Source organism: Nocardia sp. NPDC006982, assembly GCF_042869435.1.
Lineage (GTDB): Bacteria > Actinomycetota > Actinomycetes > Mycobacteriales > Mycobacteriaceae > Nocardia.
In genome coordinates this window covers 23,055-43,404 of sequence record NZ_JBIAFV010000006.1, presented here as the reverse complement: position 1 = coordinate 43,404, position 20,350 = coordinate 23,055, and the positions used below count along the sequence as shown (strand labels likewise).

21 protein-coding genes are annotated in these 20,350 nt (G+C 66.8%); 12 read left to right on the top strand and 9 right to left on the bottom strand.

From position 1 onward, the window contains the following. The first annotated feature begins 312 nt into the window (after nt 1–312). The 12 genes from ACFYOW_RS24415 to ACFYOW_RS24360 all read left to right on the top strand — a co-directional run bounded on the left by ACFYOW_RS24415 (nt 313) and on the right by ACFYOW_RS24360 (nt 10,800). Entirely contained in the window at nt 313–1,434 is a 1,122-nt protein-coding gene (locus ACFYOW_RS24415; protein WP_387291513.1) for a Gfo/Idh/MocA family protein, read from the top strand. Continuing rightward, entirely contained in the window at nt 1,418–2,653 is a 1,236-nt protein-coding gene (locus ACFYOW_RS24410) for a methionine adenosyltransferase (protein ID WP_387291511.1), read from the top strand. Before ACFYOW_RS24415 ends, ACFYOW_RS24410 begins: the two co-directional genes overlap by 17 nt. Further along, nucleotides 2,647–3,606, top strand: coding sequence for a sugar phosphate isomerase/epimerase family protein (locus tag ACFYOW_RS24405; protein ID WP_387291509.1), 960 nt, complete (start codon nt 2,647–2,649; stop codon nt 3,604–3,606). Before ACFYOW_RS24410 ends, ACFYOW_RS24405 begins: the two co-directional genes overlap by 7 nt. Next, nucleotides 3,603–4,598 (top strand): Gfo/Idh/MocA family protein, encoded by a 996-nt coding sequence (locus ACFYOW_RS24400; protein WP_387291507.1) that lies wholly within the window; start codon nt 3,603–3,605, stop codon nt 4,596–4,598. The genes ACFYOW_RS24405 and ACFYOW_RS24400 overlap by 4 nt, the downstream gene beginning before the upstream one ends. After that, the gene (locus ACFYOW_RS24395) at nt 4,595–5,698 is read left to right on the top strand and encodes a Gfo/Idh/MocA family protein (protein WP_387291505.1); all 1,104 of its coding nucleotides are present in this window, start codon (nt 4,595–4,597) and stop codon (nt 5,696–5,698) included. Before ACFYOW_RS24400 ends, ACFYOW_RS24395 begins: the two co-directional genes overlap by 4 nt. Continuing rightward, nucleotides 5,695–6,573: an AAA family ATPase gene (locus ACFYOW_RS24390; RefSeq protein ID WP_364346856.1), complete on the top strand. Its 879-nt coding sequence runs from the start codon at nt 5,695–5,697 to the stop codon at nt 6,571–6,573. Before ACFYOW_RS24395 ends, ACFYOW_RS24390 begins: the two co-directional genes overlap by 4 nt. Then, nucleotides 6,570–7,655: a Gfo/Idh/MocA family oxidoreductase gene (locus ACFYOW_RS24385; protein WP_364346858.1), complete on the top strand. Its 1,086-nt coding sequence runs from the start codon at nt 6,570–6,572 to the stop codon at nt 7,653–7,655. Before ACFYOW_RS24390 ends, ACFYOW_RS24385 begins: the two co-directional genes overlap by 4 nt. A gap of 3 nt (nt 7,656–7,658) precedes the next feature. Then, nucleotides 7,659–8,687 carry an adenosine deaminase gene (add, locus tag ACFYOW_RS24380; protein WP_387291502.1) on the top strand — a complete coding sequence of 343 codons (1,029 nt, stop codon included), beginning with the start codon at nt 7,659–7,661 and terminating at the stop codon, nt 8,685–8,687. Beyond that, entirely contained in the window at nt 8,680–9,126 is a 447-nt protein-coding gene (locus ACFYOW_RS24375; RefSeq protein WP_364346862.1) for an NUDIX hydrolase, read from the top strand. The genes add and ACFYOW_RS24375 overlap by 8 nt, the downstream gene beginning before the upstream one ends. Next, complete coding sequence (locus ACFYOW_RS24370) at nt 9,123–9,836, top strand: hypothetical protein (protein WP_387291500.1); 714 nt, start codon at nt 9,123–9,125, stop codon at nt 9,834–9,836. Before ACFYOW_RS24375 ends, ACFYOW_RS24370 begins: the two co-directional genes overlap by 4 nt. Before the next feature lie 226 nt (nt 9,837–10,062). Beyond that, complete coding sequence (locus tag ACFYOW_RS24365) at nt 10,063–10,251, top strand: hypothetical protein (protein ID WP_387291498.1); 189 nt, start codon at nt 10,063–10,065, stop codon at nt 10,249–10,251. Nucleotides 10,252–10,371: 120 nt separating this feature from the next. Beyond that, nucleotides 10,372–10,800, top strand: coding sequence for a hypothetical protein (locus ACFYOW_RS24360; protein WP_387291496.1), 429 nt, complete (start codon nt 10,372–10,374; stop codon nt 10,798–10,800). 221 nt (nt 10,801–11,021) lie between these two features. Here ACFYOW_RS24360 and ACFYOW_RS24355 read toward each other — a convergent pair whose 3' ends face one another. From ACFYOW_RS24355 to ACFYOW_RS24315, 9 genes are read right to left on the bottom strand one after another with little or no spacing between them, the layout of a single operon-like run. Next, the gene (locus ACFYOW_RS24355) at nt 11,022–11,567 is read right to left on the bottom strand and encodes an NUDIX hydrolase (RefSeq protein WP_364346868.1); all 546 of its coding nucleotides are present in this window, start codon (nt 11,565–11,567) and stop codon (nt 11,022–11,024) included. Continuing rightward, nucleotides 11,564–12,805, bottom strand: a complete 1,242-nt coding sequence (gene purD, locus ACFYOW_RS24350) for a phosphoribosylamine--glycine ligase (protein WP_387291494.1) — start codon at nt 12,803–12,805, stop codon at nt 11,564–11,566. Before purD ends, ACFYOW_RS24355 begins: the two co-directional genes overlap by 4 nt. 44 nt (nt 12,806–12,849) lie before the next feature. After that, nucleotides 12,850–14,121: an aspartate aminotransferase family protein gene (locus ACFYOW_RS24345; protein WP_387291492.1), complete on the bottom strand. Its 1,272-nt coding sequence runs from the start codon at nt 14,119–14,121 to the stop codon at nt 12,850–12,852. Then, nucleotides 14,118–15,323, bottom strand: coding sequence for a hypothetical protein (locus tag ACFYOW_RS24340; RefSeq protein ID WP_387291490.1), 1,206 nt, complete (start codon nt 15,321–15,323; stop codon nt 14,118–14,120). Before ACFYOW_RS24340 ends, ACFYOW_RS24345 begins: the two co-directional genes overlap by 4 nt. Next, nucleotides 15,320–15,811: an adenylyl-sulfate kinase gene (locus ACFYOW_RS24335; RefSeq protein WP_387291488.1), complete on the bottom strand. Its 492-nt coding sequence runs from the start codon at nt 15,809–15,811 to the stop codon at nt 15,320–15,322. Before ACFYOW_RS24335 ends, ACFYOW_RS24340 begins: the two co-directional genes overlap by 4 nt. Nucleotides 15,812–15,828: 17 nt before the next feature. Further along, the gene (locus tag ACFYOW_RS24330; protein ID WP_387291486.1) at nt 15,829–16,587 is read right to left on the bottom strand and encodes a phosphocholine cytidylyltransferase family protein; all 759 of its coding nucleotides are present in this window, start codon (nt 16,585–16,587) and stop codon (nt 15,829–15,831) included. Then, on the bottom strand, nt 16,575–17,189 hold the full coding sequence (locus ACFYOW_RS24325; protein WP_387291484.1) for a gamma-glutamyl-gamma-aminobutyrate hydrolase family protein: 615 nt from the start codon (nt 17,187–17,189) through the stop codon (nt 16,575–16,577). Before ACFYOW_RS24325 ends, ACFYOW_RS24330 begins: the two co-directional genes overlap by 13 nt. Beyond that, nucleotides 17,186–19,552, bottom strand: coding sequence for a PEP-utilizing enzyme (locus ACFYOW_RS24320; RefSeq protein WP_387291482.1), 2,367 nt, complete (start codon nt 19,550–19,552; stop codon nt 17,186–17,188). Before ACFYOW_RS24320 ends, ACFYOW_RS24325 begins: the two co-directional genes overlap by 4 nt. Then, nucleotides 19,552–20,349 (bottom strand): class I SAM-dependent methyltransferase, encoded by a 798-nt coding sequence (locus ACFYOW_RS24315; RefSeq protein WP_364346884.1) that lies wholly within the window; start codon nt 20,347–20,349, stop codon nt 19,552–19,554. Before ACFYOW_RS24315 ends, ACFYOW_RS24320 begins: the two co-directional genes overlap by 1 nt. Nucleotide 20,350 lies beyond the last annotated feature (1 nt).

The window sequence follows — 20,350 nt, the reverse complement described above, 5'->3', positions numbered from 1 at the left end:
TGTCGCTTCAGGTGGTTGCGCAGCGTCTCGGCTGGGCACCAAACAGCATGAGGGAGCAGCCATGCGGGCTGAAGGTCACGGCGGTTCGAGGCATTGCAGGCTCCTCCGGTCTACGACGGAGGCGGCACAGCGGCAACGTGCCGAGGTGTATCACGTCCGGAATCCCCTACGGTTGCCCCAATGCCGCGGTGGTTATGTGCCCCGGCATCGGGCGTTTCCACGAGGCTCGACGATGAGTGGTGAACGACGGCTGTCGGCGCTGCTGGACACCGCGTTCACCCCCGCGCGGTCCTGCCCGAACGGAGCGGCGTGATGGGGCGGCTGCGGATCGCGGTGATCGGCTGCGGCGTCGCCGCGCAGACTCGGCACTTGCCCGCGCTGGCTCGTCTCGGGCACCGGTTTCGGGTGGTCGCACTCTGCGACACCGACCCGCGGGCGCTGCAGCAGGCCGCGGTGTGGGCGAGTGAATGTCGCGCCTTCGCCTCGGTGGGAGAGCTGTTCGCCGCGGCCGAACTGTTCGACGCAGTGCTGATCGCCACCAGCGGTGACCATGTCGCAGAGATTCAGGCTGCGGCGGCAGCTGGGAAGCCGGTATTCGTCGAGAAGCCACTGTCGCTGACGCCGGAACAGGCCCGAGGGTTGGTCGAGGCCATCGAGTCCGCCGGCATCGGTTGCGTTGTCGGGTATATGAAGCGCTACAGCGCGGCGGTGACGACCGCGCTAGGGCAGGTCGGGATCGCGTCGGGTCTGCGCACCGCGGCTGCGGATCTGGTTCATCCGCCAGAGGACCGCTATCTGTATTCGGTGCTCGGCCGCGCGCGGCCGCCCGGCGGGTCACTGTCGGAGTTCGTGCACCACCAGGTCACCGATGGAGCCAGCGCTGCGGCCATCCGGCGGACCGTCGGAGTCGATGCTCCCCTCCCCGCGCTGGCCGCCTATTTCCTGTTGGCCACCAGCGTCATTCACGACGTGAATCTGTTGCGGACCGTGCTCGGCGGCCAGGTGCGGGTCGTGAACGCCGCGTTCTGGAACGACGGGCTGAGCGGGCAGGCGACCCTGCGCAGTCCCTCGGGGCGGGTCGGGCTTATGTCCTACACCTTCGTCGCGGCTGGCCGGTACACCGAAACCCTGTCACTGGTCGGCGACATCGCCCGGTGCGCGGTGTCGTTCCCATCGCCGTATCTGCCATACGCGCCGATCGCGCTGGACACCGAGAACGACGGTGCAGCGGTGACGCGGGAGTTGGCCTACGACGACGTTTTCGCCGCCGAGCTGATCGCCTTCCACAACCAGATCGTGTCCGGCCAGGCCGCAGTGACCGGCCCGCGCGAAGCACTGGCCGACCTCGAACTCATTGCCGAAATCGCACGGTCAGCGCAGACCGTCGACCGCGACACCACCACAGAAGGGAACCGTCGTGTTGGTCTCTGTTGATCTGGACAACCGCTTCGTTGACGCCTACGGGTTCGACATCGTCGAACGCAAGGGCATCGGCCACCCCGACTCGCTGGCCGACGGGCTGGCCGAGGAGCTCTCGCGCGCCTATTCACGACTGTGCCTCGAGGAGTTCGGGGCGATCCTGCACCACAACACCGACAAGACCGCCCTGCTCGGCGGCTCTGCCACCGTCGCGTTCGGCGGCGGCAGCATGGACGGGCCTATCACCGCCTTGGTCAACGGCCGGTTCAGCGAGACCTTGGGGGAGCGGAAGCTGCCGGTGGGGGACTTGATCGAGACCGTGTCCCGCGATTTCCTGTGTTCCCGGCTGCCGCTGCTGCGCCGCGACGACATCGAGGTCCGCATGCGCCTGAACCCGGCATCGAGCCCCGGCCATGTCCACAGCGACACCAGCTCCCGCGACGGCGGGCGGCTGCACTGGTTCGCCCCGCGCAGCCTCGACGATCTGAGCGAGCGCCGCCGCCTGCACGCCAACGACACCTCCGCCGGTGTCGGGTACGCGCCGCTGAGCATCGCCGAACGCGCCGCCCTCGACATCGAGGGCTGGCTCAACGGCGCCGAATTCACCACCGCCGCACCGTATTTCGGGTCGGACATCAAGATCATGGTGTGCCGCGACGGAGGCGACCTGCACATCACGTTGTGCGTGCCCCAGATCGATCGGCACACACCGGACCTGGCCACCTACATCGACCGCAAACAAGCCCTGCACGAGTTGGTGCTGCAGCGGGCGCGTGGTCTGGCCCCCTCCGGTGCGGCGACGGTGGCGTTGAACACCCGCGACGACCACGACGCCCAGGAGCTGTATTTGACGGTGACCGGGTCCTCGATCGAGAGCGGCGACGAGGGCGTCGTCGGGCGCGGTAACCGCTGCAACGGTGTCATCTCGCTGATGCGCCCCATGAGTATGGAGGGCGCCAACGGCAAGAACCCCGTCTACCACGTCGGCAAGCTCTACAACGTGCTGGCCCAAGCCGTCGCCGAGCGGCTCTACACCGAAACCGGGCTGCCGATGGCGGTGTGCCTGGTGTCGAGGTCGGGCGGCGAGCTGACCTGCCCGGAGTTCGTTGGGGTCCAGCAGTCCGGCGGCGTCGCCGTGGACAGCGGGTACGTGAGCACGGTCGTCGAGGACGTGATGGGGTCGCTGCCCACGCTGCGCGAGGACCTGATCGCGGGGAGGCGGGCACTGTGCTGACCCAGTTAGCAGCCCGCGACGGCGATCCGGGCTTGCCGGTGTGCATCAACCCGGCCTGTTTCCGGTGGGGCACCTCGGTCAGCGAGTTCCTCACAGCCACCAGGAATGCAGGATTCGAGCGAGTGGAGGTGTCCATCCAGCAGATCCTGGCTCTCGCCGAGGCCCTCGGCGGCTTGGACGCCGTCGCCACCCGAATCGCGGATCTTGGGGTGCGGGTCGAGGCGTTCAGCGGTCTGATCCCGGCCGGGCCGGTGCTGCCCGCGCCGCTGCTGGTCGAGCAGGCCGCGTGGAGCACCGCCGAGGCCAGCATGGATGAACGGCTCACCGCCGCAGCCGCGTTGGGCTGCACACGGGCGGCGATCGTGTGCAATCCACGCACCGATCTGTCGCCCGCCGACGCCGTCTTGACGGCGGTGGAGCGGCTCGGTCTGCTGGCCGACCGCGCCGAAACCTACGGTGTGCGCTTGGCGGTCGAGTTCATCGGCCTGCACGCGGGGTTGCCCGCGACGTTGGATGGAACTCACCCGTTCGTGCGGGATCTCGCGGGTCTGGTGGGTCTGCTCGACCAGTTGCGCCACCCCAACGTCGGGCTGCTGCTGGACACCTGTCATCTGTTCGCCGCCGCCGTGCCCGAGGCCGAGATCCGGGTTCTGCCGCCAGGGTCGGTCGAGTTCGTGCAGGTCAGCGACGTCCCTGATGGCATCGACCCGGCGGCGATGCGCGATGAGTTGCGCTGCCCGCCAGGGGAAGGCGTCCTCGACCTGCCTGGACTGCTCGCGGTCATCGCCGACACCGGATACAGCGGACCCGCCTCGATCGAGCTGTTCTCGCCCGCGGTCTGGAGCCTCGATCCGGCCGAGGCCGCGCACCACCTGTTCGCCGCCGGACGGCATGGCCTGGCTTCCACGCGGGCGTACTCGGCCGGGCACACCCCGATGGGAGGACGGTCATGACGCTGGGTGTCGGGTTGATCGGCTGCGGCCGAATCGGCACCGAGGGACACCTGCCCGCCTACGCTCTCGGCGGGGTGACTGTGAGCGCGGTCTGCGACCTCGACCTCTCCCGTGCTCGACGTGCGGCCGAATCCTGCGGTGCCGCTGTCGAATCCGATGCCATTGCCTTGGCGCGCCGCGGCGATGTCGATGTCGTCGATGTCGCGACCCGTCCCGGCGACCGCGCCGCGCTGATCCGCACGCTGCTCGATGTCGGTAAGCCGCTGCTGGTGCAGAAGCCGGTCCTCTACGACCTAGCCGAGGCGCGTGAGTTGGCGCGGGAGGTGCGCCAGGCGGGGCTGGCGGTGGCGGTCAACCACAACGCCCGGTGGGCACCTACGCACGCGCGGGTGCGCGGCTGGATCGAGGCCGGACGCCTCGGGCAGGTGTATGCGGTGCATCATGCGAACAGGTTCAACGAGGATCTGGCCGCCTGGTACACCGATCACCCGGACTACCTGTTCCTCGACCACGGCCTGCACTACCTCGACCTGGTCCGCTACCTCACCGGCCGCACCCCGACGACGGTGTCCGCGCGGGCATGGTCCAAACCCGGCCAGCACGCGTCGTGCCCGCTCGCGTACGCGATCACGCTGGGCTTCGACGACACAGCACCGTTGACCGCGAGCCTGTCGTTCAACAACGCCGTACCCGCGCCCGGCGGATTCCACTACCGCCTCGACATCGACGGCGTCCTCGGCAGCGCCGGGGCCGACCTGGAACATGCCTGGCTCGTCTCCGGCGACGGCGTACCTGTCGAGAACGAGAAGTGTGGCGGGGCGTGGGTGCCCGACGGCATCCTCGGAGCCTATCGCGCGTTCGAGTACGCCGTGGAAACCGGTGCGGCGCCCCCGCATTCGCTCGACGACCATCTGCGCAGCCTGGCCGTAGCCACCGCGGCCGCGGACTCGGCCCGCGCCGACGGCGCCTGGACTCGCGTGGAGCAGCCATGAACAGCGTGCCCCGCGAGGTCGGTGTCGCGGTGATCGGCGCGGGCACGCGATGGCGCACGCTCTACGGTCCGCTGCTGGGGATGCTTCCCGGTGTCCGGCCCGCAGGGATCTGCGGCCGCGACCGCCACCGCAGCGCCGAGGCGGCGACCGCGTTGGGCACCGTCGCGTATCCGGACCTCGACGCGCTGCTTGGCGGTCCGGGTGTGGACGCGGTGATAGCGTGCGTGACCTGGTCGCAGAACCCCGAGCTGTATCGGCGGCTCGCGGCCTGGGACGGCCCGGTCCTGCTGGAAACACCGCTGTCGGCGGACCCGACCGAAGCAGCGGAGGTCGCGGCGGCGCTGGCCGCCCGGGACAGTTACACCGATGTCGCCGAGCAGTACCACCGCCGCCCGATCGAGACCGTCAAACGCGACCTGATCAAACGCGGCGTGTTCGGCGAGGTCCGGACCGCCTACAGCGACGGCGTCGGCCACGAATACCACGGTGTTAGCCTGCTGCGCTCCTACCTCGCAGCACCCGCCGCCCCGAGGCGGGTGCTGGCGGTGCAGCGGGATCTGCCGATCACCGACCACATAACCCACCGAGGCGTGTTCTTCCCCGGAGAACGCGTCCAGCACGCGGTGATCGAGTTCGACAACGACACCCTCGCGACCTACCACTGGTCGTGGCTCAACTACGAGTCCCCGATACGCGCCCGCCGCCACGCCGGTTTCACCGGCACCCACGGCGCGGCCTGGGGCGAGGAGATGGTCGCCCTCGCAGACCCGGACAACCCCCACGCCCAGCATTACCGCGTGCAGCGGCGCACCCGCGTCGTGCACGGCGTCGAAGTCCTCGCCGAGATCGCCGTCCTGGCGGACGAGACATGTATCACCAAGTGGCACAACCCATTCCCGCTGCTGCCGCTGGACGAGGAACGCATCACCGCCGCCGCTTTCCTCACCAACCTCGCCGCGGCCGTCACCGACCCCACCGTCGCGCCGCTGTACCCGCTCGCCGAAGCCGCCGCCGACCACGCCACCGTCGCCGCGATGTACCAGGCGATGGCCGATGAGTCCGGCAGTTGGACTACCCCATTACCGGGAGGCGTTTCATGACGATCAGCGTGTACCTGGAAGGTCTACCCGGCGCGGGTAAGACCTCCATCATGGTCACCCTCGCCGCCGCGCTCAGCGAGGACTGCCTCGCCGTGCCCGAAACCAACCCCACCACCGCCGACCGGGAAGCCATGCACGACAGGTCCTCCCAGGAGGTCACCCTGTGGTATCTGCGGCGGGAGTTGCGCCGTGACCGGCTGGCGTCGCGCCTCGCTGACGCACGCCACCCTGTGGTGGCGGTGTTCGACCGCAGTTACCTCAGCGTGCTGGCCTACTGCTGGGCCACCGCCGCGGTCACCGGCGACCGCGACGGGTATCGGCACGCCCGCGCCGTGTTCGACCGCGATATCCGGCCGCACCTGACCCCGACGGCGGCGATCGTGCTGCTCACCACCCCGGTCGCCACGTCGCTGCACCGCCGACGCGACAAGGCCGACCGCGAATTCGAACACCAGTGGTATCGCGGCGACTTCCTCGACGCGCTCGCCGAGTTCTACCGCGTCGAAGCCCCCACACTGGCCGTCGGTCCACTACACAACCTGGACACCACCGGCAGGCCCGCCGACCAGATCCACACGGCGCTGCTGCCCGTCCTCGACCCGACCGGACGCCGCACCGGCATCCCGGTCGAGCGCTTGGCGGCGCCCCTGGTACCACGGGGGCACGGCCGACACCTGTGCCGACCCGCCCTTCGCCGCTACTACGAAACACACGGCGGCGTCCGGGTTCTCGGTCAACCTCTGGGCGAGCCGATCAAACACCACGCTGGTGTCTGCCAGTTCTTCGAGCGGCACGCGGTGCTGCTCGACGAGACCGGCAACATCCTCCCCCTCGATCCCGCCATGACAGTCGACGACCTGATGGAGACACCGTGACCACGCCGCTGCGATTAGGAGTGCTCGGCTGCGGCATGATCGGCAGCGCGTACCTGCGCCAAGCCCACACTGTGGCCGGGGTTCTCGTCACCGCCATCTGCAGCCCATCGGCCTCCTCTCGGGATTCGGCATTGCGGTTGTGGCCGACCGCCCATGCCTACCGCGACCGCGGCGGCCTACTGGGCGACCCAGAGGTGGACGCGATCGTGGTCTGCACCCCACACGCTCACCACTGCGCCGACGCGGTGGCCGCGCTCGAGGCCGGCAAGCACGCGCTGATCGAGAAACCGATCGCGACATCGCTTCGCGAGCTGGACGAACTCGATCTCGCCGCCGCTCGCCACGATCGAGTCGTGGTCGCACTGCCACTCGTGGACCGCCCAGCGCTCACTGCGGTGGCCGACCTGGTTGGGTCGGGAATCATCGGCCCACCAATGGAATTCACCTCCATGCTCGACGTCCCTGGGCCACCACGATCCAACTGGTACTACAGCCACGACGCCGTGGCAGGCCCGGCTCTAGACACATTGCCGTATGCGCTGTCGCGGCTGCTGGCCCTCACCGGCACACCCAGCGCGGCCACCGCCTCGGTGACCCAGGCCATTCATCATCGGCGATGCCTCGACGGCGGAACACTCACCCAGCAGGTCGAGGACCACATGAGCATGCAGCTGATATTCCCGACAGGACAGCAAGCCATGGTCAAGTCGTCGTGGTGCCTGCACCGGCCCGAGGACTACCTCATCGTGCGCGGCCGATCCGGCGACATTCGACTCGACTGCTGGCGCAACCGCATCCTCGTCCGATCCAACACCCCACCCGAGCAGCCGCACTACACCGCCACCTGGGACGACACCCCGGCCTTCGGAATCGACATGCCCACTGTCGATCCCGAACATGTCAAGCTCACCGCGCTGGTCGCCGCAGTGGCGAGCAACAGTCACATCCTGGCCGAATCGTCGTTCGCGATGAGGTTGATCCTGACCGGGTTGGCGACACAGACAGGGGCCGTTGAGGTCTCGGCCGCCACCGGCGGGCCGCAGCCGCTTGTCGAGCTGCGGATCGGACAGGAGTACCTGTAGGCGATGACCGTCACTGTGGAGCGCTCGACGCGGCTGGCGACGCTGCCGAAGGCGCACCTGCACGTGCACCTGGAAGGTGCCGCCCGCGCCACCACCATCGCCGAGTTCGCGAATCGGCACCGCCTGCCGACGCCTGGCGTCGCGGATTTCAACGACCTTCCGGAGTTCCTCGACTGCTTCCGGCAAGTCACCGACGTCATCGCCACACCCGAGGACCTGCAGCGGGTCATCTGCGAGTTCGTCGCCGACGAAGCGGCCGAAGGCGTGCGATACAGCGAACCCATGGTCGGGCCGTGGCTCTACGCCGACCGATTCGGCTGGTCGGTGCCCGACACCCTCGCGTTCATCGACGGCACCTTCCAGCAGGCGGCGCGACGCCACGACATCGAAGTGCGCTACCTGCTCGGGGTGAACTGGGCACGCCCACCGGACTGGATCGAGCAAGCCGCCCGCTTCGCCGTGAAGCACGCCCGCAATGTGGCCGGGCTCGGCCTGGCAGGTGTGGAGCCCGCCGACGGATTCGAGCGCTACTCCCGGGCCGCAGCGATCATCCGCGCACACGGCCTGCTCGTCGTGCCACACCTCGGGGAAACCCAAGGACCACAGTCGATCCGCGCCGCCATCACCGCCCTGCGACCGCATCGGATCGCGCACGGCGTGCGCGCAGCCGCCGATCCGCGCCTGCTCGACGAACTCGCCGAGCACCGCATCGTCTGTGACGTATGCCCGACATCCAACGTGCGCCTCGCCGTCACCAGCGACCTCGCCAGCCACCCACTGCCGAGGATGCTGCGACACGGCGTCGCCGTCACGCTCAACGCCGATGACCCCACGCTGCTGGACACCACCCTCACCAGCGAGTACCAGCACGTCGGTAATGCCTTGGGATTCACCGATCATCAGCTGGCCGACCTCGCCGCCGAGGCAGCGTCCACGGCTGGTATGACCGAGGCCACACGCACGGCACTGCTGTCGAGTATCCGGCGATGGCTCGCCGACGATCAACCCGCCAAGGAAGGACACCGTGGATAGCGACGCCACCAACCAGTTCCAGATCCAGGTCACCGCACGCGCCCTGGTCACCAGGGGCGAGGATCTGCTGCTGGTCTCCAACGACGGCCGGATCTGGTACACACCCGGCGGTCGCCTGCAACCCGGCGAATCGCTGCACGACTGCATCCGCCGCGAAGTCCACGAAGAAACCGGACTCGATGTCGCCGCAGGCGAATTGGTGCACGTCTTCGAATACTGGGAGGCCAAACACCACCGCCACAAAGTGGAGTGTTTTTTCCTTGCTCGCCTGGAATCCGGTGCACTCGACCGGAATTGGGCCGACCTCGACGGCCCGGTCGAACACATGCGGTTCTTCACCCCGGCCGAAGTGCAGGCCGAAGAACACATCTACCCGCAATTCCTGAAGAAGGGCCAGTGGCGTACCGGCAAGGACATCTACATGGGGTTCGAGAAATGAGCACGGCGGGTCGGATGCCGCGGCGACGGCGTGTGGTCTTCGTCGACTGGTGGGGTGTGCTTTCCCACGACTTCTATTGGCAGTCCATTTGCGCCGACCCGCACCATCCGATCCGCGAGCAGCTGATGCAGTACATCGGTGAAATACTGACCGACAACAGCATCCGAGGGGACGAATGGATGCGAGGCCTCCGGTCGAGCCAGCAGGTCATCGCCGCGATGAACCTCACGCCCACCGCCGGACTCGATGAAGGGTTCCTGCTCGACACGCTGATCCGGGACTGCGCCGCCATGTCGGTCAACACCGAACTCGCGGCGCTGCTCGCCGAGATACGGGAACAAGCGTTCATCGTGGTCGCCACCGACAACATCGACTGCTTCGCCGACACCTTCCGCCGCGCGCAACGCGCCGCCGCACCGTGGTTCGGTGCAGCGGCGACGCTGACCGACGCCGTCGGCCTGTTCGACGACCTCATTTGCTCCAGTGACGTCGGCGTCTGCAAAAAGGACGACCCGAACCGGTTCTTCGGCGGGTGGCTCGACGCTCACGGCCTGACGATCGCTGAGGCCACGCTCATCGATGACAAGACCACCAACTGCGACGCCTTCGACCTCCACGGCGGCACCGCCGTGCGATGGGATGCTAACCGCGACAGCATCGCCGAGTTGCGCCACACGCTGGAGCAGTGGACGGCACATTCGCTCAAATGACCGCAAGATCGGGCGAAAGGCACCTCCCCGGTGGCGCGGCGGCAACCGACCGTGGATGCGCGCACCGGGGTTCTGGCACGGCCGGTGCGAACGAACGCGCCTGATGGTCTCGGGGTCGGAAACCGCCGCGGCGGGGTCCGCGCGAGGCGGGCGGGAGGAACGAGGGCGCGAACGCGGCATCGAACTACGTGGATGAGTACCAGAACCGAAGTCAGGAGTAGAACGGATGAGTTCCCACACGGCGCAGTCGCGGCGGATACGCGATGACATCGCAGCGCTCACCGAAGAAGTTGCGACACTGGTGGATCCAGGGCATCCGGCAGTCTCAGCACTGATGCAGGCTGCTGATGAGCTGGCAGCAACCGCACTTGCCGCTGCGCCACGGAGCTACGGCGACCGGTCAGAGCAGGGGTGAGCATCGATGTGCACATTGTGTGATGACGAGCACTGCCTGACACGTTTCTATGCGACACCACGTCCGAAAGAGTCGAGAATTCTCGGGACCTGGGATGAGGGCGAATGCGACGCGCCGACGATGTCCGATCATCTCGAGGACGCCAAATCGGCCGCTGTCGAGGCGCGCGAACTCGACGATGCGGCATGGTTCGTGGGTTTCGACAGATTGAAAAGTGATCCGCCGCCACCGATCCGATGGCGTATCGCCGGACCGCTGGAATTTCCCGAATACTGCTTCGGTGATAGCCCCGGAGTCGTAGTGGGACCGATCCGCACGGCATGGGAGCTGGCGGCGTTCGCGGAGCGGTTGATGACCGGCCACGAACACGACGACGGCGGCACCATCGCCGAATGCCTTACCGGTGCAGTGCCGTTGCGGCAGGAACAACACTGCTGGTTCCTGCCGAACCTGCGAGTGATGGGACCATGGCAGGAACGAGTCACCGATGACGGCGCGGTGTATAAGGTTTGTGAGTACCTTCTGGCACCGCCACCGCCCCGACTGTAACTGCCTACCTCTGGCGGTGACGACCACCGGCGGATTGCCCCGTCCGGTCGATCGCCGACGCCACGCTCATCGATGACAAGACCAGCAACTGTGACGCCATCGACCTCAGCGGCGGCACATACGATGGGACGCCAACCGCGGCTGCATAGCCGATCTGCGCCACACGCTGACGCGGTGGATGACATTGGCTCAGCTGCGGGTAGGCCCCCTGGAAGAGGCGCTCAGCAGGTGTTGAGGAGAGCTTCGCAGCGCAGGAGAGACAACGCTGAGCGACCGTCTGTGATGATGCCGGTGCGGGCCATATGGAGGACGCGATCAACGGGCAACAGATGAGGCGTAATGAGTTCGGTCTGGCCTAAAGACGGAGTGTGATCGAGGACGGTGTCGTAGGCCAGGTAGATATCGCAGCGCGAGTTGGAGATAGGCAGGCTGTCGTAGAAGAAGCCGAAATGTTCGATACGGGAGGCCGTTGCGCCCGCCTCGTCGCGAAGCTCCTTCGCCGCGAGATCCTTCGGGTCACCATCGTGATCGAACAGGGCTCCTGCTGGCAGCTCCCAGCCCCATGCGCTCACGGTTTGGCGGTATTGGCGAAGCAGCAAGATCCTGCCGTCGCAGGTGAGGGGGACCACATAGACGGCACCTGCGTTCTCCAGGGTGGTCTGGGTATGCTCGGCGCCGTCGCGACCGAGGATCCGGTCGCGACGGATTCTGCCGAGTTTGTAGGTGAACGGGTAGTCGCTGTCGATCAGCGGCCAACCAACACTCATGTGATGTCCAGTGCGATATCGGTGCGTACGACCCGCCCCCGCAGCTGGATGTGGTTGAGCGCTTCGTAGGCGGTGGAGCGGGCTTGGTTCGGGTCGGCGGCGCGGGCCACCACGTTGATCAGACGTCCGCCCGCAGCGATCAATTCGCCGTCGTCGTTGAGGGCTGTCCCGGCGTGCAGGATGTGCGCGCCGTCGACCGCGGCGGCGGTTTCGAGACCGGTGATGGTGTCGCCAGCGACAGGGTGCGAGGGGTATCCGTCGCTGGCGATGACGATGTTGACGGCGGTGTCGGGGCTCCAGTCCAACTGTGTGTCAGGTTTGAGAGTGGCTGTGGCGCAAGCCATCAGAAGCCCTGCCAGTGGGGTGTCGAGGCGTTCGAGGACCACTTGGGTCTCCGGGTCGCCGAAGCGGGCGTTGTATTCGATGACTTTGACGCCGTCATCGGTGAGGATCAGCCCTGGGAACAGGACACCGGAGAACGGTGTGCCGCGCTTATCCAGTTCTGCCAGCAAGGGATCGACGACTGTCGCGGACAGTGCGTCTTCTACTCCGGCGGGGAGCCAGCTGACGGGGGAGTAGGCACCCATTCCGCCGGTGTTCGGTCCGCAGTCTCCGTCGGCGACGCGTTTGTAGTCGCGGGCCAGCGCCAGCAAGACCGATCGGCTGCCGTCGCAGAGGGCGAACGCCGAGAACTCCGGCCCGGCGAGGTATTCCTCGATCACGACCCGCTCGCATTCGGCGGCGTGAGCGCGTGCGGCGTCGATGTCGTCGGTGACGATGACGCCCTTGCCCGCGGCCAGCCCGTCATCCTTGACGACATACGGTGCACCGAATTCGGTGAGCGCGGCGTCTACTTCGGCGGCGGAGGTGCAGGTGCGTGATTTGGCGGTGGGGATCCCCGCCGCCGCCATCACATCCTTGGCGAAGGCCTTGGAGCCCTCGATGCGCGCTGCCTCCTGGGTCGGGCCGAAGCACGCGATTCCCGCCGCGCGCACCGCGTCGGCGACCCCGGCGATCAGTGGCGCCTCGGGGCCGACCACCACGAGATCGACGTCGAGGTCGACGGCCAAGGTAGCGACGGCGGCGCCGTCGCAGGCATCGACCGGATGACACTGTGCGATCGCCGCGATGCCGGGGTTGCCCGGCGCGGCAAGCAGTTCGGTGACCTCGGGGTCGCGCGAGAGCGCCTTGGCGATGGCGTGCTCACGGCCTCCGGGACCAACGACGAGGATCTTCACAGGTATTCATCCTTTTCTCAGGTGTTGGGCACTCGGGTGGTGGTTTATCGGTGTCGGCGCAGAACTGAGTGCAGCGTATCGAGGCCCCACTCGAGCTCGTCAGCGGTCAGATTGAGTGGTGGGGTAAACCGCAGCACGCGCTCGGCCACGACCGTCAGCAGTAAGCCTTGCTCACGCAGCTGGCCGAGCAGGTGTTGGGGGTCGACAGTGGCGGAGAGTTCCAGGCCTTGGAGTAGGCCTGTGCCGCGGGCTGCGGTGACGGGCAGGGTGTCGTCGGCGGCGAGTTCGCGCAATCTGCTGGCCAAGGTGCGCCCGCTGCGTTCGACGTTTCCTGGGATGTCTTCGGTGTCAATGACTTCCAGGGTTGCTCGCGCGGCAGCGGCGGCGACTGGGTTGCCGCCGAAGGTGCTGGCGTGGCTGCCTGGGGGTAGTGCACCGGCGAGGGTTTCTCGTGCCAGCACCGCTCCCATCGGAAGGCCGGAGGCGATTCCCTTCGCGAGTGAGCAGGCGTCGGGGATCACGGAGCTGTGCTCGCAGGATAAGAAGGGGCCTGTGCGGCAGATGCCGGTTTGTACCTCGTCGAACATCAGCAGCGCACCGTGGTGGTCGCAGAGTTCACGCAGCCCCTGTAGGTAGTGATCGTCAGCGGGGATGACGCCTGCTTCGGCTTGGATCGTTTCCACGATCACGGCGGCGGTGTCGGCGGAGATCGTCGCGGCGGCAGCATCGAGGCTGTTGAAACGGACGTGCGTGACGCCAGCGAGGAGCGGGCCGGTCCCGATCTTGTGCTTGGTGCGGCCGGTCAGGGTCAGTGCGCCGTAGGTGCGCCCGTGAAATCCGGTGTTCGTGGAGATGATCTGGGTTCGGTCTTGGCCTTGTTCGTGGAAGTGGCGCCGCGCCAGTTTGAGAAGGCATTCGTTGGCCTCTGAGCCGCTGTTGCAGAAGAACACGCGATCGAAGGGGGTTCGCTGGCACAGCTGTTCGGCGAGCAGTATTGCTTGGCGGTTGTGAACGAGGTTGGAGGTGTGGACAATTCGCGCGGCTTGCTCGGCGATCGCGGCGGTGATGGCCGGGTGGGCGTAGCCGAGGCAGCTGACGGCGTTGCCTGCGGTGAAGTCCAGATAGCGGTGGCCGTCGACGGTCATGACGTGGCGGCCGCGGCCGTACTCGATGACCAGCGAGGCGGGCTTGCGGGCAGGGAAGGTTGTGCGTTGCGCCGCCGCCAGGAGTCGCGTGGTCTGTTCGTTGGGGTGGCCGATTCCTGTCGTGGGGTCGGCGACGGCGTTGCTGGTGGCGTCGGTGTCGTTGTGGCTCATGGGAACTCCGGTGGTGGGCCGAGGATCGAGAGTCGCTCGGCGATGATGCGTGCGATGAGCTGGTTGGCTCGGTCGCTGGGGTGCGGGCCGAGTTTGCCGTAGGCGTAGAGGCCCGCCGGGGCGGGTTCGGCCCGGAACGTGGGGGTAAGGTCGATGACCGGCAGCACCGCGCCCATCGCGGTAAAGAACGCCTCGTGGGCGGCGGGCACGCGGTCCAGGTCGGCGGGTTGGGGAACGATGACCAGCGCGGCCTGCTTACCAGCGGCAGCGCACGTCTGGGCGAACCTGCGGATCAGCGCTTCGAGCAGCGCAGTCGATGCCTCTTCGCTGTAGAGGCGGGAGGTGAGGGTGTGGTTCTCGCGCACCACGACCGCGAACGCTCGCCGGAATCCGCGGTCGGGCTGTCGACGGAGGCGGCCGACGGTGAGGTGGAACAGGATCGGAAGGTGGCGTCGCGCTCGGGTGAGCAGGTGCACGACGTGGGGGAAGGCGAGCAGGTCTCGTTGGAACTTGCGGCGGTAGAACGGGTCGATCACCTGGATGCGTGGTAGGTGCGGGCGGTAGTCGAGGTAGTCCTCGGGTCGCTCGATCACGCTGGGGTGCAGGACAAGTCGCCCGTCGAGCAGCTGGAAACGGGGCTTGAACGCCAAGGTGTTGCCGTATTCGAAGTAGTGCTTCCATGCGGACTGGATGCGGGCGATGGTTTCGGGTACGACGCCCATGACGACGAGGCCGGCGTCGAGGTAGGGCAGCTCCCGCTCGAGCCGAAGCAGCGCCTGGTCCAGGCCGTAGTTGCCGACGCCGTAGTTGGCGACGTTGGCACCGGTCGGGCGAGAAAGGTGGTGCGGCCAGGTCTGATCGTCATTGACCAGTCGGCAGAAGGTGAACGAGTCACCGAAACACGCGATCGGAGCTGAGGGCTCGTCACCGTAGCCAGGATTGATGCGCCGCCCGGCGCCGTCGACGCTGTAGCTGGTGACACCGTCATCGGTGATCTCGTTCGCTGTCTCGCCGGGCCGTCGACACCAGCCGAGTTCGGGGTCGAAAGAACGGTGGGCGTGGGCATTCACGGTGGCGGGGCTGAGCGCTGGTGCAAGGTCTGCGCGGGTGATCAGCCATGGGAAGGACCGGCGATGCCAACCGATCAACGCCCATGCTGCGAGTTCGGCGACGAGGGCAGCGAGGATTGCCCGCCGCATCATCGCAGCTCCCGTATGCGGTCCAGAATTGCCGCGGCCAGCACGGCTGGGCTACCGGCGGCACCGGAAGTGTCGAGCACAAGGTCAGGGGCGGCCGGGCGGGGGAAGGGGATGTCGACCCCTACAACGTTGCTTTCATTTCCGGCGGCGGCCGCGGCATAGAGGCCCTTGGTGTCACGCGCGCGCAACACATCCATCGGCGCGTCGAGGAAGACCTCGAAATACGACGAGAAGGTGGCCCGATTCCATGCTTGCCAGTCGGGGAAGATCGACAGCACAGCCGCGACGACGTCCAAGCTCTGTTGATCGAGCATGGCGCACAACCTCGAGATCCGGCCCGCGTTGACCTCCCGGCCAGCGATGTCATGCCCGGTCTGCTCACCCCACACCTCGCGCAGCATGTCGCCGTCGAGGTAGACCGTGCCGGGGTGGGTGGTGCGGAGTTCGGCCTCCACGAGACGTCCGATGGTTGTCTTTCCTGCTCCGGACATCCCTATCAACCAGGTGATCATGCGATTCCGGCTTTCGACTCGGAGGTTGATGGGTGCTCGAGTATCGAGGTGTAGAGGGAAATGTCGGCGGGATGATCGACTTCACCCCATGGACCGTGGCGGGGGATGGCGAGGATCTGTTCGCCGGTGGTGATCAGGTTCTGCAACAGTGAGGTCATGTCCAGGGCGTCGCGGGTTGCCGGGGTCAGGGCGGCGAGGTGATCGCGTGCCCGTGTCCAGGCGGGTGGGGTGAAACGCAGCAGCCCCATGTATTGGCCTTGGATTTCTTCGGTGGACGCTGCCCTTCGGCCGATTTCGGCGACCGTCGAGTCACTGCGCAGCCGAAAGGTTTCGGCATCATCGAGGGGGTCGGCGAACCGCTTCGCCCACAGCTCGAGCCAATGCGGGTCGTAAGCGATGGCCAGCTCGGCGGACGCCTGGACGAGGGACCGGACGGTGTCGGCGGTGTAGAAGATATCGCCATAGGCGACCAGGCAAGGGGCCGTGCTGAGCCAGTCGTCGGCGGCGGTAAGCGAGACGACCATATTGGTTTCCTGCCAGCGCGGGGCGTGGAAGTCCCGTGACAGTCGCCCGGTGAGTGTCTCGGCGCAGTAACCGGTCACGATGCCGACCTCCTCGACACCGGCCGCGTCTAGAGCATCGCGGTGGCGGTCGAGCAGGGTTCGGCCGCCGACGTTTACTAGGCATTTGGGGTGCTCGTCGGTGTGTGCGCCCATGCGGCTGCCCCGACCGGCAGCGAGGATCACCGCGCGCATGGCGCGCTCGCGAAAAGGTCACAGAACAGGGCGATATCGTGCGGGTCGGGCACGGTGACACGTTCGGGATGCCACATGATCCCGGCTACCCGCAGCTCGTGCGATCCGACCGACTCCACGACACCGTCGGCGGCGCGGGCCCACACATCCAGTGGTTCGGCGCTGTCGCAGGCGGCCCAGTGGTGGTAGCTGTTGACCCTCCGGGGTGTCCCTTGGACGTCGATGTCGTGGTCGACGCCAGCATGTTGGGATACGCGGGCCAGGCTCACACCGAAGTGGTGTTGAAGCATCTGCATTCCCCGGCATACGCCGAGAACACTGCGGTGCTGCCGCAGCGCCGAGGTGAGCAGTAGTCGTTCGGTGGCGTCGCGTTCGGGTGCGGTCCCGCCGTAGGCGGTGAGATCGTTGCCGCCGGTGAGCAGCACTCCCGCGGTGGGGACGGTGATGAGTAGGTGGCCGGCGGCAGTCGGATTGTTGGGCACCGCGATCGGCACCAGCCCGCAGGCGATGAGGAACTCGGCCCATCGGTGGTCCAGGGTGTCGCGGCGTTCGCCGCGGCGCTCGTCGACGGTGACCATTTGGGTTGTCAGGACTGGGATCATCGCAGGATCTCGATTCGCCGGTTGGTGCAGTCGATGGCGACGACGCGGGCTTCGCGTAGTGCTTGGTAGGTGGTTTCACCGACGCCGAGTACTGCGGGAATACCGAATTGGTGGGCGCGGATGGCCATGTGGGAGTTGACGCCGCCGTAGGCGGTGATGACTCCGGCGATCCGGTGTGAGTAGATCCAGTCGTAGCCAGGGTCGCCGCTGGGCAGCAGCAGGATCTTGCCGTCGATGGGCCCACCGGTATCGAGGGGGATGAGTGGCGCGGTTACCGAGGCTTGGGTGATGAAGCTGGGTTCTGCGTGGGGCTGGTGGAACGCGAATACATCCTGCGGCCGGGTCAGCAGTGGGGGGAGCACGATTTGCCGTGTCAGGGCATAGGTTTCGCGGCCCTGCTCGACGGCGCGGCGCAGCTGCTCGGGCGTCCACCCGGTGCCTTGGTAGAGCTCCTCGACGACGCGGACGTCCAGATAGGAGCACTCCTCTGGTGAGAGCCCACGCTCGGCGCCGAGGCGGCTGATGGCCGACAGCGCCTCCGACAGGTGGCGGGTGAAGGCGAACTTGGAGTTCTCGCGCCCGATGATCCCGTCACCGATGAATGTCAAAAGCTCGGCGCCACCGTGTGCCAGTCCCGCGCTGAAGGCGAGGTCGTCGAGGGCGTGCAGTTGGGATGTGTTGGGCTCGAAGGGTTTTGCCGGTGGGCAGTTGTGTGGTTGGGCGTTGCTGGTGAAGTACAGGTGCGGGGCGTGGTCATAGCGCGGGGAGCAGATGTTGTAGGTGCCAGGGCGCAGATGCCCATAGATGCGCAGGAATTCCTCGGTCGAGAGGGTCGCCTGGTCGACGGTCATCTGGTTGGTGACGGTGTGCAGGCCCGACATGAACTGGTCGGCATCGCGCGGTGACAGAACGCCGGCGCGCACGATCGAGCGCAGCAGTTCGACGGCGATGAACCCGAGGCGCGCATATCCGGAAAAGGCTGGAGTGCCGTAGCGGGCGCAGTCGTGCAGTAGCCAGCGAGCCTCGGCGACCGGGTCGAGGTCGAGGCCTGTGACGAGTGTCCATCGCTGTTGCAGGCTCCGCAGGTTCGCGTCATCCTCGACGCGGGCAGGGTGAGCTGGATCGAGGAGTCGGTTGGTCAGCCGCAAGAGGCTCTCAGCCAGAGCCTGGTGCTCGTCGTCGGTCAAGGCGGTGCCGAACCGTGCTCTTGATTGCTCGCGGGTGTCAAAAGTGAAGCAGGACTGGACAATTTCGAACTCGACTTTGTCATGCAGGGCGGGTTCGGCGGCGAGCCTGTCGAGCTGGAGGTCGACGACCCGTGCCGCGATGGCGTCGTCGAGGTCGGCCGGGAGCAGGGAGTTGAAGCTGGCTCGTACGTCGATGTAGGGAAGGCCGGCCAGGTCGATCATCAGTGGGCAGCCACGGACATCGCGGTAGCCGTAGCGATGTCGCTGTTCGGCCCAGATCTGGTTGGTGATCAGGTGCCGATACAAGCTCAAGGCGAGCGGTCGGGGCCGGATGCCGATGATCTCGGCAGGGTTCCAGTCCGGCATGACACCCAACAGCGTCCGGCGACCGAGCAGGGTGGGATGTTTGCCGTCTCCAGCCAGCTTGGAGGCGGCAGCGTGCAAAGCGGCGTGGTGGGCCTGGGTCCGGATCGGATCCGCCGCGACGGCGAGCAGACGGCGCACCTGAAGCAGATAGAGGTGGTCGCGCTCCCCGAACGCGAATTCCACGTCGAGCAGATCCTCGCCGGTGAGCACCTCGAGTTCACGCGTAAGGGCCAGCAATCTGGCCATGCGGTCATCGCCGGGCGAATCCTGAGCGGGCTTCCAGCAGTAGAAGGTTCGCAAGTTTGTGCCGCGGCCGCCGGTCACGGCGGTGGTGTCGGGGCCGTCGTTGTAGTTCACGACGATGTAGGCAGCGCCGGTGTTCGGGTCGCCGGTGAAAACCACCCCGCTTCGGGTGACCTGCGGCGCCATCGGCTGGACAAGGATTTGGTCCGCGCGATCTATCGGTCGCTGTCCGCCCTCGGTGTAGGAGGACACAACGCGCTCGATCGCTGCGGTGATGGCTTCGCGGCCCACGACCTCGGCTTCCGAGTTGTAGCGGCCTGCTTCCTGGGTGTCGGCGTTGTCTTCGTGCACGGTGCTGCTGCGGACGATCAGCGGCCCATCCGCCCACGGCAGTGTTGCCAGTTCATCGAGCAGTTCGCCGCGGCGCTCGGCCCAGTCCGCGACGGTGAAATACATCAGCGGCAGCACCTCAGCGTGCCGAAGCAGCGGAGCCAGGCTCTGCAAGGTCTGCGCCTTGGTGCCGAGATCGACGAAGGCCCGTGGAAATTCGGTGGTTGGAGTGCTCATCAACGGTCGCCTTCCTTCACGCCGATGAACACCATCACGTTGCAGAACTGAGCGGGCCACCACCGCATCAACAGCCCGTCGATCGTGCGGCCGAGGACGTTGAGTCGGTAGCCGCCTGCGCGGCGCGCGCTTTCCTCGGCGTGGGCGAATTGTCGTTCGCGCAGCAACGGCAGCCGGTAGAGGATCGACATGTTGCGGGCGTAGTGAACCTGCTCAGTGCGCAGCCCGACTCCGGCCAGCACCGCGGTGAATTCCTGTTCACCGACGAGCCATTTATGGAAGTGCAAAGGGCCGGTGCGGTGCCGGTTGCGCCATTGCCAGTACCGTTCGTTGAGGCGCATCTCGATGTTGTCCGGGCGCATCGTGATGCAGAACCGGCCGTTGGGAGACAGGATCCGAGCCGACTCGCCCAGCGCAGGCACGAGGTCGTGCTCGAGATTGTGATACAGCCCGAACGCCAGCAGGACATCGATTGCGTTGTCCGGCAGACTGATTCGGGTTGCATCGCCCACGGTCACATCCAGGCCGGGGTCCTGGTCGAGGATGGCATCGACCGCGATTTTGCTGCGCTCGATGCCGGCGATCTTCCAACCGCGGTGGTGGTAGTGCTTGACGACTCTGCCGAGTCCGCATCCGAGTTCCAATACCCGGTCTGACTGGTCTCCCATGACCATCTCGGCGTATTTGATCGGGTAGATCGACAAATCGGTGAAAGATGCTTCGTCGCTTCCGGCTTCGGCCCAGCGGCGGTCCCAGTAGGACTCGTTGGTTTCGGATCGTCTGATGGCTTTGCGCATG

What these genes read in the sequence shown, in the direction of transcription:
- ACFYOW_RS24415 (WP_387291513.1), top strand. Translation starts at nt 313, where the DNA reads ATGGGGCGGCTGCGGATCGCGGTGATCGGCTGCGGCGTCGCCGCGCAG.
- ACFYOW_RS24400 (WP_387291507.1), top strand. Translation starts at nt 3,603, where the DNA reads ATGACGCTGGGTGTCGGGTTGATCGGCTGCGGCCGAATCGGCACCGAG.
- ACFYOW_RS24395 (WP_387291505.1), top strand. Translation starts at nt 4,595, where the DNA reads ATGAACAGCGTGCCCCGCGAGGTCGGTGTCGCGGTGATCGGCGCGGGC.
- ACFYOW_RS24390 (WP_364346856.1), top strand. Translation starts at nt 5,695, where the DNA reads ATGACGATCAGCGTGTACCTGGAAGGTCTACCCGGCGCGGGTAAGACC.
- add (WP_387291502.1), top strand. Translation starts at nt 7,659, where the DNA reads ATGACCGTCACTGTGGAGCGCTCGACGCGGCTGGCGACGCTGCCGAAG.
- ACFYOW_RS24370 (WP_387291500.1), top strand. Translation starts at nt 9,123, where the DNA reads ATGAGCACGGCGGGTCGGATGCCGCGGCGACGGCGTGTGGTCTTCGTC.
- ACFYOW_RS24365 (WP_387291498.1), top strand. Translation starts at nt 10,063, where the DNA reads ATGAGTTCCCACACGGCGCAGTCGCGGCGGATACGCGATGACATCGCA.
- ACFYOW_RS24360 (WP_387291496.1), top strand. Translation starts at nt 10,372, where the DNA reads ATGTCCGATCATCTCGAGGACGCCAAATCGGCCGCTGTCGAGGCGCGC.
- ACFYOW_RS24355 (WP_364346868.1), bottom strand. Translation starts at nt 11,567, where the DNA reads ATGAGTGTTGGTTGGCCGCTGATCGACAGCGACTACCCGTTCACCTAC.
- ACFYOW_RS24345 (WP_387291492.1), bottom strand. Translation starts at nt 14,121, where the DNA reads ATGAGCCACAACGACACCGACGCCACCAGCAACGCCGTCGCCGACCCC.
- ACFYOW_RS24340 (WP_387291490.1), bottom strand. Translation starts at nt 15,323, where the DNA reads ATGATGCGGCGGGCAATCCTCGCTGCCCTCGTCGCCGAACTCGCAGCA.
- ACFYOW_RS24335 (WP_387291488.1), bottom strand. Translation starts at nt 15,811, where the DNA reads ATGTCCGGAGCAGGAAAGACAACCATCGGACGTCTCGTGGAGGCCGAA.
- ACFYOW_RS24330 (WP_387291486.1), bottom strand. Translation starts at nt 16,587, where the DNA reads ATGCGCGCGGTGATCCTCGCTGCCGGTCGGGGCAGCCGCATGGGCGCA.
- ACFYOW_RS24325 (WP_387291484.1), bottom strand. Translation starts at nt 17,189, where the DNA reads ATGATCCCAGTCCTGACAACCCAAATGGTCACCGTCGACGAGCGCCGC.
- ACFYOW_RS24320 (WP_387291482.1), bottom strand. Translation starts at nt 19,552, where the DNA reads ATGAGCACTCCAACCACCGAATTTCCACGGGCCTTCGTCGATCTCGGC.
- ACFYOW_RS24315 (WP_364346884.1), bottom strand. Translation starts at nt 20,349, where the DNA reads ATGCGCAAAGCCATCAGACGATCCGAAACCAACGAGTCCTACTGGGAC.